Source organism: Priestia sp. USM5, assembly GCF_058323215.1.
The window spans coordinates 1,046,076-1,060,455 of sequence record NZ_JBSGKN010000001.1 but is presented as its reverse complement, the minus strand read 5'-3'; the positions used below and the strand labels follow the sequence as shown (position 1 = coordinate 1,060,455).

At 38.8% G+C, this 14,380-nt stretch carries 17 protein-coding genes and 1 riboswitch; of the genes, 7 read left to right on the top strand and 10 right to left on the bottom strand.

The features are described 5' to 3' along the window. Positions 1–188 precede the first annotated feature (188 nt). The 4 genes from ACWATA_RS05465 to pgaC form a co-directional block, all read right to left on the bottom strand. Positions 189–1,904 (bottom strand): sensor domain-containing protein, encoded by a 1,716-nt coding sequence (locus tag ACWATA_RS05465; protein WP_473049619.1) that lies wholly within the window; start codon positions 1,902–1,904, stop codon positions 189–191. 380 nt (positions 1,905–2,284) lie between these two features. Continuing rightward, positions 2,285–3,151, bottom strand: coding sequence for an intercellular adhesin biosynthesis polysaccharide N-deacetylase (gene icaB / locus ACWATA_RS05460; protein WP_028414957.1), 867 nt, complete (start codon positions 3,149–3,151; stop codon positions 2,285–2,287). Continuing rightward, entirely contained in the window at positions 3,148–3,609 is a 462-nt protein-coding gene (gene pgaD, locus ACWATA_RS05455; protein WP_047750023.1) for a poly-beta-1,6-N-acetyl-D-glucosamine biosynthesis protein PgaD, read from the bottom strand. Before pgaD ends, icaB begins: the two co-directional genes overlap by 4 nt. Continuing rightward, a complete protein-coding gene (gene pgaC / locus ACWATA_RS05450; protein ID WP_033579968.1) occupies positions 3,567–4,823 on the bottom strand; it encodes a poly-beta-1,6-N-acetyl-D-glucosamine synthase in 1,257 nt (418 codons plus the stop codon). The genes pgaD and pgaC overlap by 43 nt, the downstream gene beginning before the upstream one ends. A 293-nt stretch (positions 4,824–5,116) precedes the next feature. Between pgaC and ACWATA_RS05445 the strand changes: the two genes are divergently transcribed. The 5 genes from ACWATA_RS05445 to ACWATA_RS05425 all read left to right on the top strand — a co-directional run bounded on the left by ACWATA_RS05445 (position 5,117) and on the right by ACWATA_RS05425 (position 8,344). Beyond that, positions 5,117–5,638 carry a ferritin gene (locus ACWATA_RS05445; RefSeq protein WP_014458733.1) on the top strand — a complete coding sequence of 174 codons (522 nt, stop codon included), beginning with the start codon at positions 5,117–5,119 and terminating at the stop codon, positions 5,636–5,638. A gap of 22 nt (positions 5,639–5,660) precedes the next feature. Continuing rightward, positions 5,661–5,861 (top strand): hypothetical protein, encoded by a 201-nt coding sequence (locus ACWATA_RS05440; protein ID WP_014458732.1) that lies wholly within the window; start codon positions 5,661–5,663, stop codon positions 5,859–5,861. A gap of 142 nt (positions 5,862–6,003) precedes the next feature. Further along, on the top strand, positions 6,004–6,159 hold the full coding sequence (locus ACWATA_RS05435) for a hypothetical protein (RefSeq protein ID WP_014458731.1): 156 nt from the start codon (positions 6,004–6,006) through the stop codon (positions 6,157–6,159). 475 nt (positions 6,160–6,634) lie between these two features. Beyond that, positions 6,635–7,360, top strand: coding sequence for an AbrB/MazE/SpoVT family DNA-binding domain-containing protein (locus ACWATA_RS05430; protein ID WP_165636169.1), 726 nt, complete (start codon positions 6,635–6,637; stop codon positions 7,358–7,360). A gap of 249 nt (positions 7,361–7,609) precedes the next feature. Next, a complete protein-coding gene (locus ACWATA_RS05425; RefSeq protein WP_165636168.1) occupies positions 7,610–8,344 on the top strand; it encodes a class I SAM-dependent DNA methyltransferase in 735 nt (244 codons plus the stop codon). Positions 8,345–8,483: 139 nt separating this feature from the next. Here the strand turns inward: ACWATA_RS05425 and ACWATA_RS05420 are convergent, their stop codons facing one another. Then, entirely contained in the window at positions 8,484–9,362 is an 879-nt protein-coding gene (locus ACWATA_RS05420) for a 5'-methylthioadenosine/S-adenosylhomocysteine nucleosidase (protein ID WP_049166003.1), read from the bottom strand. 156 nt (positions 9,363–9,518) lie between these two features. Then, positions 9,519–9,622: riboswitch (purine riboswitch) on the bottom strand. Positions 9,623–10,102: 480 nt separating this feature from the next. Continuing rightward, a complete protein-coding gene (locus tag ACWATA_RS05415) occupies positions 10,103–11,113 on the bottom strand; it encodes an aldo/keto reductase (protein ID WP_028414966.1) in 1,011 nt (336 codons plus the stop codon). Positions 11,114–11,399: 286 nt separating this feature from the next. Here ACWATA_RS05415 and ACWATA_RS05410 point away from each other — a divergent pair, with 286 nt between their 5' ends. Together ACWATA_RS05410 and ACWATA_RS05405 are read left to right on the top strand one after the other, a co-directional pair. Next, positions 11,400–11,645: a hypothetical protein gene (locus ACWATA_RS05410; protein ID WP_014458723.1), complete on the top strand. Its 246-nt coding sequence runs from the start codon at positions 11,400–11,402 to the stop codon at positions 11,643–11,645. A 123-nt stretch (positions 11,646–11,768) separates the two neighbouring features. Beyond that, positions 11,769–12,410, top strand: a complete 642-nt coding sequence (locus ACWATA_RS05405) for a pyridoxamine 5'-phosphate oxidase family protein (protein ID WP_432235669.1) — start codon at positions 11,769–11,771, stop codon at positions 12,408–12,410. Positions 12,411–12,421: 11 nt separating this feature from the next. Here the strand turns inward: ACWATA_RS05405 and ACWATA_RS05400 are convergent, their stop codons facing one another. From ACWATA_RS05400 to ACWATA_RS05385, 4 genes are all read right to left on the bottom strand, one after another. Further along, positions 12,422–12,589: a hypothetical protein gene (locus ACWATA_RS05400; protein ID WP_165636166.1), complete on the bottom strand. Its 168-nt coding sequence runs from the start codon at positions 12,587–12,589 to the stop codon at positions 12,422–12,424. Further along, a complete protein-coding gene (locus tag ACWATA_RS05395; protein WP_049166005.1) occupies positions 12,573–13,055 on the bottom strand; it encodes a DinB family protein in 483 nt (160 codons plus the stop codon). Before ACWATA_RS05395 ends, ACWATA_RS05400 begins: the two co-directional genes overlap by 17 nt. Before the next feature lie 2 nt (positions 13,056–13,057). Continuing rightward, positions 13,058–13,576: a GNAT family N-acetyltransferase gene (locus tag ACWATA_RS05390; protein ID WP_473049618.1), complete on the bottom strand. Its 519-nt coding sequence runs from the start codon at positions 13,574–13,576 to the stop codon at positions 13,058–13,060. Positions 13,577–13,637: 61 nt separating this feature from the next. Further along, the gene (locus ACWATA_RS05385; protein ID WP_473049617.1) at positions 13,638–14,162 is read right to left on the bottom strand and encodes a hypothetical protein; all 525 of its coding nucleotides are present in this window, start codon (positions 14,160–14,162) and stop codon (positions 13,638–13,640) included. Between the last annotated feature and the right edge of the window lie 218 nt (positions 14,163–14,380).

The following is a 14,380-nucleotide window of genomic DNA, read 5'->3' as shown; positions in this document are numbered from 1 at the left end:
ACGCAAAGCAGACAAGCTTCCCTTCAACAACCACACCGTTCAAAAATCCCTCTAGACAGTACACGTTCTTTTGACATATCGTGCAGATTCCAACGTACTCTTTCACGACTTTCTCACTCCTTACATACGATTAAAAACCATAAAAAAAGCTCTATTAAAGAGCTTCTTTCCGTACATAGGATTTTCCTTCATTTCAACAAACGGCTCATTTCCTCAGGAGAAAGCGGCTTATCAAATAGATAGCCTTGACCGATATGACAGCCTTGTTCCGTCACAAACTGCAGCTGTTCTTCGTTTTCGATTCCTTCTGCGGTTAGGGCAAAATTAAGTTTTTTCCCCATTTGAATAATCGTTTCCACCAGCACTTTTCCAACTTCATCTAAGTCGTCAATAAATGATTTATCAATTTTTAACGTATTGATTGGCAAGTGTTTAAGATAGCTGAGAGAAGAGTAGCACGTTCCGAAATCATCCATCGCCACTTTTATCCCTAGACTCCGCAGGCGGTTTAGCACTTTTTTCGATTCTTGACTGTTTTGAATAACGCTTTCGGTGATTTCAAGTTCTAGAAAGTGCGGCTCAAGGCCCGTTTTCTTCAAAATTTGTTCCATGTCCGTTACAAATCGTGAGGACTTCAGCTGAATAGGTGACACGTTCACCCCTATTTTACTCGCTTTTAAATTTATCTCCGTCCATGCTTTCATTTGCTGACATGCTTCTTCTAATACCCATTTGCCAACCGGTACAATCAAACCAACTTCTTCTAAAATGGGCAAAAATTCATTTGGATAGACAGTACCAAATTTTGCGCTATTCCAGCGGATAAGCGCTTCTGCCCCTATGACATCAGACGTTTTCAAATCGATTAACGGCTGATAAACGAGCTGAAACTCATTTCTTTCTAACGCATACTTTAACTCATTCTCCATTCTAATCGTTTTAATGATTTTTTCATTTGATGAAGAAGAACTCATTTCATATGTGTTTCGCCCATTTCGTTTTGCTACATACATCGCAATATCTGCTTGCTTAATTAACCTGTCAATTAGTTCATCTGCGTCTTTTGGAATAATATGCTGCTGACATTCCTTTGAAAATAGGCTGATGCCAACGCTTGTAGAGGTTAGCACTTTATCTCCGTCTATATAAAAAGGAAGCGACATTTCTTTTACAATCTGCTCGGTCATTTCTTCAATTTCCTCAACAGTTTTTAGTGTATGAAGCACTAAAATAAACTCATCGCCCCCGTGCCGCGAGATAAAATCAGAGGACGGAATACATTTTTTTAATCTTTCTGCTACGCGCCTCAGCAGCACATCGCCGTGATGATGGCCAAGCGTATCATTTATTGATTTGAAGCGGTCTAAATCTAAAAATAAAATAGCCAGCAGTTCTGGAGATTCTTCATCTAAAAACAGTTTTTTTAGCTGTTTGTTTAACCAGTAGCGGTTAGGTAAATTAGTTAACGGATCATAATAAGCCATTTGCTTAATTTTTTCTTCATATGCTTTTCGCTTTGTAATATCATTGCGAATTGATACGTACTGATACGGTTTTCCTCGTTCATCTAAAAATGGAACAATGGTTGTATCCACCCAGTAATACGAACCGTCTTTTGCCTTGTTTTTTATTTCTCCGTGCCAGACCTTACCTGAGTTGATTGTACTCCATAACTCTTTAAAAAACCGTTTTGAGTGATGTTTCGAATTAATAATACGATGATCTTGACCGAGAAGCTCATGTCTTTCATATTTAGAAATTTCACAGAATTTATCGTTCACGTGATTGATGAATCCGCGACTATCTGTAATCGCTACAATCGATGATTCATTTAACGCAAGTTCAATATCATTTAGTTTTTTCAGCGCTTCTTTAAATTTATATTCAAAATGCCTGTTTTCCATATCCTATACACCTTTATCAAAATTTTAACGATAAAACAAAACCCATGACGAAATGATAGAGAGGAATCGTGAATAATGAATACAATTTAATTAGCAATGGACAGTGAATTAGTTTGTCCGATTGCCTTACATTCGTAAAATAGTAAGCGTACAATTGCCGCTTTTCCTCTTTACACCTTTACAAACTTCTTACACGCAGTTTGTAAAAGGATTGATAGATAGTTTCGTTTATCCATATCTGTTATCACAACTTTTCTATGGTAACATTAAAATGATTTTTATAGAAATGAAAGTGTACTTTCTTCACGTAATTGACATACCTTTTGATGGTAAACAGAAAAAAGCCTCTGCTTTAGACAGAGGCTTTTTTCACTTTCTTCTCATGAGCTCGTACGCGTCAGCCACGGAAGAATAAGATATTGAAAGGTTTTGTTGTACACAACAATCCGGTTAAGATAATACGGATCGTTGTCTTTTGTAATAACATGAGGGGCTAAAATAGCTGCTTGGTGAAAACCAGCATCTTTCACAATCTTAGCTACGTCATCATTCGTATTGCCGTATGGATAGGCAAAGTAAACGGGGTCTATTCCTAAATGGTTCTTAATCGTTTCTTTGCTTTTTCGTAAATCACGAGCAAACGCGCTGTATTTAGCAGGCGTCAGAAATAAAGGCTTGTCTTCTTCTAAACGGTGCATATCATATGTATGCGAACCGATTGTCGCAAGGCCGCTGTCTTTCATTTCTTTTAGCTGACTCCATGAAGCCATATTTAAATTTTGAAAGTCCTCTGCTCCCACTTGTCCTGCGATTACATATAGCGTAAACGGAATGTTTTCCTTTTTCAAAATTGGAAAAGCGTTTTGATACACGGTACGGTCAATATCGTCAAATGAAATCCATACGCAGCGTTTTGGAAACGTGCCTTTTTGCTGATACGTTTCAATATCTTTTGGCGTAACAAACGTAGCGTCAAGTTCCTTCAGCTTTTTTAACTGTTGTTCAAAATCATTGCTGTAGACGCTGTACTCTGTCAGTTCGTCAGACTTTGTAACTGAGCTGACAATTCGATTAAACCAATTATGCTTGCGCACGCGATGATAATTTAAGCCTAAGCATCCGTTCGTCTCAAGCGCTGGCTCCACGGTCGTTGTTGCTTTCGCCTTATCTTCCCAGTTCACTACTTTAAAGAAAATAAAGCCAACTACCGCTGCCGCAATTAAAAGAAAGAATACATATTTCTTCATGCGTGCTTCCTCTCCTCAGTATGTTTTAACGGATTAACATCAAACTCGATGTACTGTGCACGCTGAAGCTCTTGAATTTGATCCTTCGATAAAAGCTCAAGACGCTCTAAATCTTTAATACTCGTATACGCCGGCTCTTTTCGTCGGTTTAAGCTTCCAAATCTCTTTTTGTTGTAGAATCTCCATAAAAACAGAGCCAGGAAAAAGAAGCAAAAAATAGCGAGTCCAATTACTAAAAACGTTCGAATTTCGCCGTTCGTCGTTTTGAACGCAATTTTTAATACCCCGCTGTAACGGTCATTTACGCCGATAACAGCTGAAAGGAAAAACCAAAGAACAATGGCACAATACAGCCAAAAAACAGATGAAACAATGATGCTTATCACGAATCGAGCAAGAGGCTGCTTAGCTTGAATCATGATTTGCTCTTCGTTAAGCCGCGGTCTGGACTGCTCCATGTGGCATAGCCTCCTTTCACTCTAGATCTGATAGCACGAGGAAACGCGCCCACTACCACAATCGTATTGACAATCCAGTAAAGCGCTGGGTACCATGCAGCCCAAACGTAATACCGCTTCACGTTGTCGTATTTCGAATCAATTTTCAGCGCAATAAACAGCTGAATTAAGCTCATAAATACAAGGGAAAATGACGTAAACGTAAACCAAAACAGTATGTCTTGAGGACTGCTCGCGGTAACAAGCAGCATGATCGTCACAAACAGCCATGCGAATGACCAAAGAGTACTGATCCACTGCTCTAGGTATACAATCCAAATTCTGCGCTGCTTCCATTTTAATAACACTTTCCAGTGGCGAAGCATTACCTCTTGCCCACCTTGAGCCCAACGTACTCGCTGCTTCCAAATTCCCTTTAAGGTTTCGGGCACAAGCATCCAGCACAATGCCCGCGGTTCATAGCGGATATCCCAAAAGCGCTGCTGCAGCTTCCAGCTTACGGCGATATCTTCCGTAATCATGTCACGATCCCACAGCCCGACGTCCACAAGTGCTTTCTTTCGAAAAGCCACTACTACGCCTGAGACCGTCATTACTTTTCCTAAAATTCGCTGTGTTCGTTTAATAGAACCGATAATAGAAGAATACTCAACTAGCTGAATGCGACTCAGCAGCGTATTACGGTTTCGAATGCGCGGATTTCCGGTAACGGCTCCCAGCCGTTCCCCTTTATGAAGAAAATGATGGATTAGATAATACGGAGCGTCTTGATCTAAAATAGCGTCTGAATCTAAGCAGATTAAAAACTCAGCTTTAGATGCGTGCGCACCTAAATGCAACGCGTTGGCTTTTCCTTTATTTTCATAAAGCTGAATCACACGAACTTCAGGGTGATTCCTGCTGATTTCCTTTAAAATATCAGCTGTTCCATCGGTGCTTCCATCGTTAATAAGGATGATTTCTTTAGACGGATAATCTAACGCCAAAAGGTGCTTAAGCGTTTCTTCAATCGTTTCTTCTTCATTATAGCAAGGCACTAAAAAGCTCACTAACGGCCAATCAACTGTTGAAAAATCAACTTTAGGATCTCGGTCGCGATAGCGTATGTAAATAAGCGTGCCCGCAATCCAAAATAAAGACATAATAAATGGATACCAGAAAACAAAGCTCGCGAGCTTTTCAAATCCAGGTATTAATACGTGTTGCATATTCATTTTTCTGACTCCTTCATACCAATTAAAATTGCACAGAGTGACAATTTTATCATTAAATTGGTTAAATAGAACATAGTAATTTTAACCATCTAAAAAAAGGGTCTTTTAAACTACGTTTATTCCTATATTATACAACCCCTTTATGTAAGTAAGAAGCACCAATAAAGGATGGGCAAGTTACCTACTTAAAGAAGTGACATATAGTATCACTGTAGATTTCTTTCACCATAAAAAACGTGAGGGTTGCAGCTAGTATATGAAAGAAATTCTTTCCCTAAGGAGGAATAACAAATATGAACGAACAAATTCAAAAACTGCTCAATAACTTAATTCAACTTGAACACGTCTCTTCAACTTTGTACCTAGCTATGTCTAACTATATGAATCGATTAAACTATAAAGGAATGGGCAGCTGGCTACGCCTGCAGTCTGAAGAAGAACGCACTCATATGCTAAAACTTATTGACTACTTAGTTGACCGCGGCGGAACGGTTGAATTAAGTTCTTTACCTGCTCAGCCAAGTGAGTTTGGGACACCGTTAGAAACGTTTCAAAAAGTATTGGAGCATGAAAAGTTCGTCACAAATTCTTATCGTCAAGCGTTTCAATTTATCAGCCAAGCGAACGATCCTCAAACCCTAGTCATCGTGCAGGACTTTTTGAGAGAACAAGTCGATGAAGAAGCTCAGGCTCAGACAATTGTAGACCGCTTAAAAATTGCTCAAAATAACCCTGCAGCTATTTTTATACTCGATCAAGAACTAGGACAGCGAAAAGCTGCGCCGGCGGCGGGCGGAGCAGCTGCGCAAGGTTAAACGCGCAGAAGAGCACCGAACAATGTACAAAAACAATAACACGCCTCCCGTTTCCTTGCTTCGAGTTGGGATTCATCACGGCTATTACGGCTATCCGCCCAATGTGTACGACGCCATTCAAAGGCTTATGAATCAATATATGCATCAGCTTCACTATCATCGTCCTCAGTACGTTCACGTGTACTACGTGCACCCTTCTCTTATTCACTACTACCTTCACTGAGTGGAGGAAAACAGGAATTTTGTTTCATGAAGAAATTCACCGCTTTTCCACCTAATTCAGGAATTCCAATCAAAAATATGGATATTTATGCTAATATAAAATTTGTTAATCATATAAAGAAATAATATTAGCGGGGTGTCATATGGATAATCAATACGTTGTAGGATGGGGAACGCTGGCTCTAATTAATGCCGGATTAGCGCAAGGTAAAAATCGAACCGGTCTGAACTGGTTCTTATTATCTCTTGCTTTAGGACCGCTTGCTACCTTCATCTTACTGCTGGTTGAAAAACGATAAAATTAGCTCAAAGCTCATTACATTGAGCTTTTTTCTTTATCCTTTAACTATGACTTGAGCCCAAAAGGCGTAAAAAAAGCATTGCGTGAAATTTTTTTCTTGGCTTAATATGCATAAATCTATTCATTATTCAGACTGAATTCCGCTGTATTTTTTTGTTTAAAAACCTCTATCTACTCTTTTTAAAAAAGATACTACCTCTTTTTAAGGTTTTTTTTCCTACAATAAAACCAAAAGAAAGAAAAACACTTCTATTTCTATGTTTTTTTTAATTAATAGATTAGCTGTTTTCTTCAGATTATTATTCTTTACACGAGACACATGTACATCTACTGAACCCGGTTAAACTTCCTGTATTTCGCAATCTGTAGGATGAATAAATACTCATTTGCTTCATTTGACAAAGAAATAAATGCTGTGTAATTTAAGTAACATACCCCATCTAAACTGTTTTTAGAAAGGATTAAGTAGCAAGATGCGTACAAAAAAAGAAGAGTGTATAATTGATGAAATGGGAAGAGTATCCCTTCCTTCTTTGTTTATGCAAATAACGAAACTCGAGACGAACGACAAAGTTCTTTTACGGAGCTGTGATGATTGGATTATTATTGATCATCATGATGAAAATGTCCCCGTTCCTTCTCATATCTTCATTCGAACAATTGACCATATGGGTAGAATAGTCATTCCAAGATCCCTGCGAGATGACTATGAACTTAAGCCATTTGATTATGTAGAACTATACGTAGTAGAACAGCAAATTGTTATGAAAAAAAGAGACGAAAAAACGATAGCGCTTTCAAAAAAACCTGGGGCGCCTCCTCCTTATTATGCAACATTAACCGGACGGCAGATTCAGCTCACTTCTGAACTTTTAACGTCAGTCGAATTGGATGCAAACATGGAGGTTCAATTTTTTATTAACAAAGAAAATAACATTGTGATTCAAAAATACGAAATGAATTTCGGTGAAAAAACGACTTTAATATTTACGGCTCAATCTAGAAAAATTGATGAACGTTTTCGACTTACCATTCCTAAAAAGCTGCGAGATGATTTCTCCATCCACTCAGGTACGATGTTAAAAATCAAGACAGGTAATAAGCAGCTCATTTTAGAAAAAGTAGAGCATGAAAAAGAGATTAGCAGCGCATTATCTCAGCAAATAGACGCAGCAATTGTTGAAAAGTTACCGAAATAAGACCGACGCCAAAAACAAATGGTTCCTTACGACTTCAAAGCAAAAGCTAAGAGTTATGCATAGACTGACCCTTTCTATACTCAACTCTTAGCTTTTAGACTTATCTTCCATAGACGTGTACAAGTTTGTTACTCCACATGATAGCACTTCTCCAAAATAAAACGCTATTTCCATATCCATCAAAATCATTGTAAATAATTTGAATATATGATTATAATAAGATACTTTGCATAGAGGAGGCTGATTTAGTTGAAGATCTCAACAGGAGCTGAATTTTACGATAATGACGAGACGTTTTTGGCCTATACAAAACGCCGGCAGCAAAAAGAAAATGCGAATGATACGATTGAAAAACCAGCTATTCTACAGCTTCTAGGTGATGTTACAGATGCAAACATTTTAGACTTAGGGTGTGGAAACGCTGAATTTGGTGCGGAGCTTCTTGCACAAGGCTGTTTCTCTTATACCGGAGTAGACGGCTCGATCAATATGATAAATGCAGCTCAGCAACAGCTTTCAAACTATCCAAATGCAGAAGTGATCCATGAACCGATGGAGCACTATACTCCGCCCCGTGACAAATATGATTTAGTTACCGCAAGACTGTCTCTTCACTATATAGAAGACTTAGCTTCCATTTTCACTAAAGTAAATCAAGCACTCAAACCTGAAGGAAGGTTTATTTTTTCCGTTGAACATCCAGTTATTACGTCTACTCTTCAGCCTTCCGCTCTCCGCACAAACTGGACCGTGGACAACTATTTCTTCATGGGATTCCGTCAGCAGCACTGGATGGGTGGATACGTTCAAAAGTATCATCGCACGCTTGAAGAGTACTTTTCTTTGATGCAGCAAAGTGGATTCACCATTACAAATTTAAAAGAAGCATGTCCTCAAAAAGAACATTTCGACAGCGCTGAAACTTACGAGCGTCGAATGCGTATTCCTTTGTTTTTACTGATGAGCGGCGTGAAGAATAGATAAACTAAAAATACTAAAAAAGATCTTAACTAGTCTTTCTATAGGTAGAATCCATACGTAGTCGTTTTCAATTATTTGACCAAAAAAGCACCAGACCCTTTGTTAAGGAAACAAAGGGTCTGGTGCTTTTTTAAAGAAAGATTTACTTAGCGTTTGTGCTGATATAATGTTTAATTACTTCATAAACGTAGTCTTGGCAAGCGGCTGCTGTATTTGGATTATATTTTCCATTGTTTACTTTGTTGTTAGATAACACTCTGATACCTAAGAATGGAACGTCATAGCTTCCTGCAATTTGCGCTGCCGCTGCGCCTTCCATTTCTTCTACAGACGTCCCATACTTAGTATGGAACCACTTAATTCGATCCACTTCGTTATTCCACGTGTCTGCTGATCCTATCGTTCCTTCAACCACTTTACCTTTTTTATATGTATCTTTTACTGCATTTGCAGCCGCAAGTAACTTCTTATCTCCTTCATAATAGCGAGCTTTTTCAGCATCAGGATCTTCTCCAGCGCTTCCTTCAGAAGCCATTAAATCCATCGGCTTCCAAGCAGTAGGATCCATTCCTTCGCCTTCTTTTTTATCTTCTGTTTTTAAAGAGCCTATATTCGTTGTTCGCTTTCCTAATACAATATCAAACACGTTCAGGTTTTCATCATGCCCGCCCGATGTTCCTTGGTTGATAATTGCTTTAGGATGGTATTTTTCTATAGCTATCGCTGTAGCAGCTGCCGTGTTTTCCATTCCTTTTCCCGTTTTAACCACAATGACCGGATAATTGTCGACAGTTCCTTTGTAAAAAACAAAATTCCCTGACTTTTCTTCTTTTACATTTTCTAATTTTTTAGCGAATTTCTGCGCTTCTATCGGCATCGGCCCTTGCACAATAATAGGCTGCTGCTTCTGTTTATCTCCGGCTTCTTTTTTTGAAGCTGAATTACACCCGGCAAGTATAGATAGCAGTAAAACCATACCAATAGTAAATAAAGCACCTGTTTTTAACATCTTGTTTTTCATAGATCGTTACTTTCACTCCATTTCGTTTTGCTGTTTCATACACTCGATGATTGGACAAAAGAAAAAAACCTAGAGCATGTTTCATGGTCTAGGTTTTTTAGAGTCAAAGTATAAGAAATTAAGTACGGAATACAGCTTCTGTCTGGGTAAACCGAACATTTTTATACTTTAACTCGTAGTCCAGTTCTTTGAATGGGAACCAGGTAGAGACACTTAGACCATATTTCCAAGCATATACGAGCAATATTTTTCACTTTCTAAATGTATCAAATACAAAATGGTTATTCAATATAAAAAGCGAATATTTTAATATTATTCATTTAAATTGTTCGTATTTAACCAATTCTTACTAAATATATGACAAATCCCTATCTCAAAACAAAAAAAGAGGCTGAGACATAACAAGATGAATCCAATTTAAAGACGCACAAATGGCATACATGAGCTGAACCGCTTGTGATAGTTAATTTCCATGCAAGACTTCGCTTTCCGCGGGAGGCCGCTGAGCCTCCTCGTCACTTGCGTTCCTGCGGGGTCTCACCTGTTCCGCTTTCCCCGCAGGAGTCTTCGTCTTGCCCTTCAATAAACTGCTAGAAGGATTTAAACAGATGAAACCTACGTTCACCTAACAAAAAAAACGAACCACTAATCAAAAATTTTGATCAATGGTTCGTTTTTCACTTCGTCTAAAATACTTTTGCCTCAGCCTCTTTTTCTACTTACTATTTACCGTTCTACCTTCATTTAACGTTTATTGGCAGCGGTGCATGAGACGCTACAAGCTGCTGTTCACGCATTTCTTCCCAGAAGGCTGCCGGAATTACCGTGTTTAATGCCGCTTTGTCTTCTGCAATACGCTCTGGACGACTGGCGCCAGGAATAACGGCAGCAACCGCTGGATTAGCAAGCGAGAACTGTACAGCAGCAGCCTTAATGCTGATCTGATGACGATCTGCAATGGCTTTGATTTTTTCTACTTTTGCCATAATGTCTGAAGACGCTTTTTGATATTCAAAGTGTGTACCTCCAGCAAGAACGCCTGAGCTGTATGGTCCGCCGACAACGATGTCCATATTATGCTTTACAGCTTCGGGCATCACTCGCTGCAGCGCACGTTCATGATCTAACAGCGTGTATCGGCCAGCTAGCAGCGATACATCGGGCTTTGCTTCTTCCAATTCCAGCATAATTTCGATTGGTTCCACTCGGTTTACTCCAAGTCCCCATCCTTTTATAACTCCTTCTTCGCGCAAACGTGTAAGCACACGAAATGCGCCCGTTCGAGCAGATTCAAATTGTCCTACCCACTCATCTCCATAAAAATCTTGCGCAACATCATGAATATACACAAAGTCTAAGCGATCTGTTTTTAAACGGTTTAAGCTTTGCTCAATTGAACGAAGAGTTGCATCAGCGCTATAGTCATTAATAATTTTATTTTTACGGCCGAATTCAAAAAGCCCGCCTTTTTCTCCCATATCACGTGAAGATGTATCTTCCAATTCATCTGAAATGACGCGACCTACCTTTGTACTTAGCACATACTCATCGCGGTTTCTTTTTGATAGTGCTTCACCAAGGCGCATTTCTGCTAAGCCAGCTCCGTAAAGAGGGGCTGCGTCAAAGTAGCGGATGCCGCTTTCCCAAGCAGCATCAACCGTTGCGATGGCCTCTTCTTCTGGAATATTGCGATACATATTGCCTAGTGGTGCTGTTCCAAAACCTAGTTTTCCTTGCAGTATCTCTCTCATATGAATAAAACCTCCTGAAATTTTTATACCTCTATTTTAGAATTTGATTCGTATAATCAATTTATTAAATGTCTTATTATTCCCTGACAAAATTTATTATGAAGCATGGAAACACGAAAAAAAAGTACGCACTTTAAAGTAATATGGGAACTAAAAAGTAACCTACTAAGATGCAAATGAGCTTTTTAGACTCTTTTTTCTTTATACCCTTTCTACTTCTTACTCATGCAAACAAACATTTTGCATACAATAAGCAGAAAGCTACTTTATAAATGAGGTGAGACTCTTGAGAGATGAATACTTCAAAAAAATTGAAGATAAGCTCGATAAGCTTGATGAAATGGACGATTCCACAATGAAAGAAGAACAAAAAGATGAGTATTTTCAAAGTTTGCTAGATGATATGGATGATTTGTTAAAAGACATGCGCCAGCGAGAAAAAGACTCGAATCATCTTGTCAGCGAACATATGAGAACGGTTAATGACATATTTGATAACGCAATCAAAAATTTAAAAAAAGACCGAAGCTAGCGTTATAACACTTCTACTTCATTTAAATATACTGATTTTTCTGTTTTTTAATATAAAAATATAGTATTTCATATATAAAAATGGTATTTTCAGTATACGCATACAGTAGGAGTGAAAAGAGGAATGAAAAACGGTCACTTTAAAGAACAAGTAAAAACGAAAGAAGAGCTTCGCCGTATAGTCGGCACGCCTAACAAATTGGCGCATCAAAAAATAATTCCTTATTTAGATCGACACTGCCGGGAATTTATTAAACATTCCCCTTTTGTTATCATTGCTACAGCTGATTATAAAGGAATTTGCGACAGCTCTCCGCGGGGTGATCACCCTGGTTTTGTACAAGTCGTCGATGAGAAAAGGCTGTTGATTCCAGAGAGGCGCGGCAATCAAAAAGTAGATTCATTGGAAAATATTTTATCTAATCCTCAAATCGGACTGCTTTTTTTGATTCCAGGCATAGAAGAAACGCTGCGGATTAACGGCAAAGCTTGCATTGTAAAAGAAAAAGCGCTGCTTGAAACAATGGCGGTTCACAATACAGCTCCGCTGCTCGCTATCGGCGTCGAAGTACAAGAATGCTTTCTCCACTGTAGCAAAGCATTCAAGCGATCAAAGCTGTGGAATCCAGAATCTTGGGAAAGAGTCGAAACGCTTCCTTCTGCAGCTAAAATAGTCGCAGAACACGCAGGCTTTTCCACCCTAGAAAGCCTCAACAATCCCGAAGGAAGCAAAACCCAGCACCTTTATGAAAAAAAGCCGCTATAATGCGGCTTTTATCATTTTACCATCAAAAAAAATATACCTCCAGCAATGATCAGAACGGGTAACAAAGCAAGAAGCACGCCTTTTTTCGAAGATCCTATGTATTCATGATCACCATAGGCGCGGCCTGCTCTAAAATCTACTTTCACCTGAGATTCTTCTTTTTTATGTTCTTTTTTCATCCTCTTTGCCTCCTAGCGGCATTTGAGCGTCGATTTGCTTGATATGATGCTCCAAATGAGCGATATAATCTTTAGCCAACCACTGGAGCGAAACGAACTTTCCATCTCCTAGTTCGAATTGATACATATGCTTTTCTATTGGTATATGCAAAAGAACGGAAGCAATTTGCTTATTTAAGCTGCGCCATAGGGCAACTACTTCTTTCATGGACGTATCTTGATAGTGCTGCAGTTCTACCCATTCATCTTGTTTGTAAGGCGTCAGTACACAAGGATTTTTTTCATGCTGCACGTTGATAAAGCGCTGTAAATTGTGAATGGCTGAGTCACATAAGTGCCCCACAATTTCTTTTGGTGACCATTTCTTAGGAGCAGGACGGTTTGACGCCTCTGCTTCAGAGAGTACTTCAAGCTTTTTAGGAAGCTTTACCACCCATTCGTTTAACTTAACAATCGTCGTTTCCATGTTCATTTCTCCTTTAAGCACGTTTTTTCAAAAACCTTCCCCATATAATATTCATCGACTGATTTTTCATCTACAACGAGTGAACATACTTTTTTCCCTTCTATTTCAAAACCCATCTTTTTATACAGCGAAATGGCCGGTTCATTGTGGGTCATCACCGTTAGCTCTACTCGTTTAATGCCGCTCTGCGCTGCCCATTTCTCCATTTCTTTAAACAACGAAGTGCCGATACCTCGGTTTCCATAAGAATGAAGCACGCCAACAGCTAAGTATGCACTGTGTTTTTTTCGGTTAACGCTTCCGCCAATCACAGATAAATGACCAACGAGCTGTCCTTCTTGTTCCGCCACTAAAATGGTTGAGTTCGGCATCTTTAAAAAAGTTGTAATCATTTTTTTCTGCTGTTCAAGCGTGGTCGCACGCTCATTTTCCTCATACAGCATATAGGCGGTTTCTTTATCAAGCTTTTTATTTAACGTTAAAAAAGCGGCTGCATCAGAAGATGAAATTTCTCGAATCACGTTTACCCCTGCTTTCGTAAATAGTAGTTAACTAGAAAAAAACGTTAAAAAGCGGATGATATCATGACACACGCGGTGAACGTTTTCCAAGAAACGCAGTGAAGATAAAACATATACTAAAAGCAACGGCTGAAACGAAAAAGCCAAGCATCCATACTAAAGCTCGCATAAACGTATCTTCATTGGGATACAGAGGTTTAACGCCTAGCCACTGAATTAACATGATCAATGCTACGATCAAGTAAAAGCTGCTTCCTGTTAAAGCCATTTTAAGACGGTTTTTAAATGACCCTGTCCACGCTGTACTAAAAGCGCTCCACGTGAGAATACTTACAATCGTCGCTAAAAACATAAGAACAAGATGTAAATAAGGGATATCTGTAAACATAAGAAGATAGAGTAAAAATATCGTAGTGCCAAAATATAAAGCATTAATGCCAAACAAATAGCCTCCGCTCAGCCAGTGGTTTTGAAACCACTTTTTCTTGCTGAGACGTTCTACCACTCCGCTGGGAACCCACAGCGTACGCGAAAAAATAATCATCGCCAGCACAAGTATCATGCCGACCAAAAAGAATGTTGACACTTTTTCATCAACCTTTCTATTTAAAGTAAATATGGTTAATTATACTATTAATAACAAAATTAAACTATTGTTTTCTTTACTAATGAAGAGGCTGAGACAAACGTATTTTATTAGTGGTAGGGAAATTTGAACGATGCATTGAGATTCTTGGTAGAGAATTAAATTCGTTCGGATTTTTTATGGATAGGCTGAATGTAAGTTTTATGTAGGTAGCTGCT

Coding starts and splice junctions, on each gene's coding strand:
- ACWATA_RS05465 (WP_473049619.1), bottom strand. CDS start 1,904: ATGGAAAACAGGCATTTTGAATATAAATTTAAAGAAGCGCTGAAAAAA.
- icaB (WP_028414957.1), bottom strand. CDS start 3,151: ATGAAGAAATATGTATTCTTTCTTTTAATTGCGGCAGCGGTAGTTGGC.
- pgaD (WP_047750023.1), bottom strand. CDS start 3,609: ATGGAGCAGTCCAGACCGCGGCTTAACGAAGAGCAAATCATGATTCAA.
- pgaC (WP_033579968.1), bottom strand. CDS start 4,823: ATGAATATGCAACACGTATTAATACCTGGATTTGAAAAGCTCGCGAGC.
- ACWATA_RS05445 (WP_014458733.1), top strand. CDS start 5,117: ATGAACGAACAAATTCAAAAACTGCTCAATAACTTAATTCAACTTGAA.
- ACWATA_RS05440 (WP_014458732.1), top strand. CDS start 5,661: ATGTACAAAAACAATAACACGCCTCCCGTTTCCTTGCTTCGAGTTGGG.
- ACWATA_RS05435 (WP_014458731.1), top strand. CDS start 6,004: ATGGATAATCAATACGTTGTAGGATGGGGAACGCTGGCTCTAATTAAT.
- ACWATA_RS05430 (WP_165636169.1), top strand. CDS start 6,635: ATGCGTACAAAAAAAGAAGAGTGTATAATTGATGAAATGGGAAGAGTA.
- ACWATA_RS05420 (WP_049166003.1), bottom strand. CDS start 9,362: ATGAAAAACAAGATGTTAAAAACAGGTGCTTTATTTACTATTGGTATG.
- ACWATA_RS05415 (WP_028414966.1), bottom strand. CDS start 11,113: ATGAGAGAGATACTGCAAGGAAAACTAGGTTTTGGAACAGCACCACTA.
- ACWATA_RS05405 (WP_432235669.1), top strand. CDS start 11,769: ATGAAAAACGGTCACTTTAAAGAACAAGTAAAAACGAAAGAAGAGCTT.
- ACWATA_RS05400 (WP_165636166.1), bottom strand. CDS start 12,589: ATGAAAAAAGAACATAAAAAAGAAGAATCTCAGGTGAAAGTAGATTTT.
- ACWATA_RS05395 (WP_049166005.1), bottom strand. CDS start 13,055: ATGGAAACGACGATTGTTAAGTTAAACGAATGGGTGGTAAAGCTTCCT.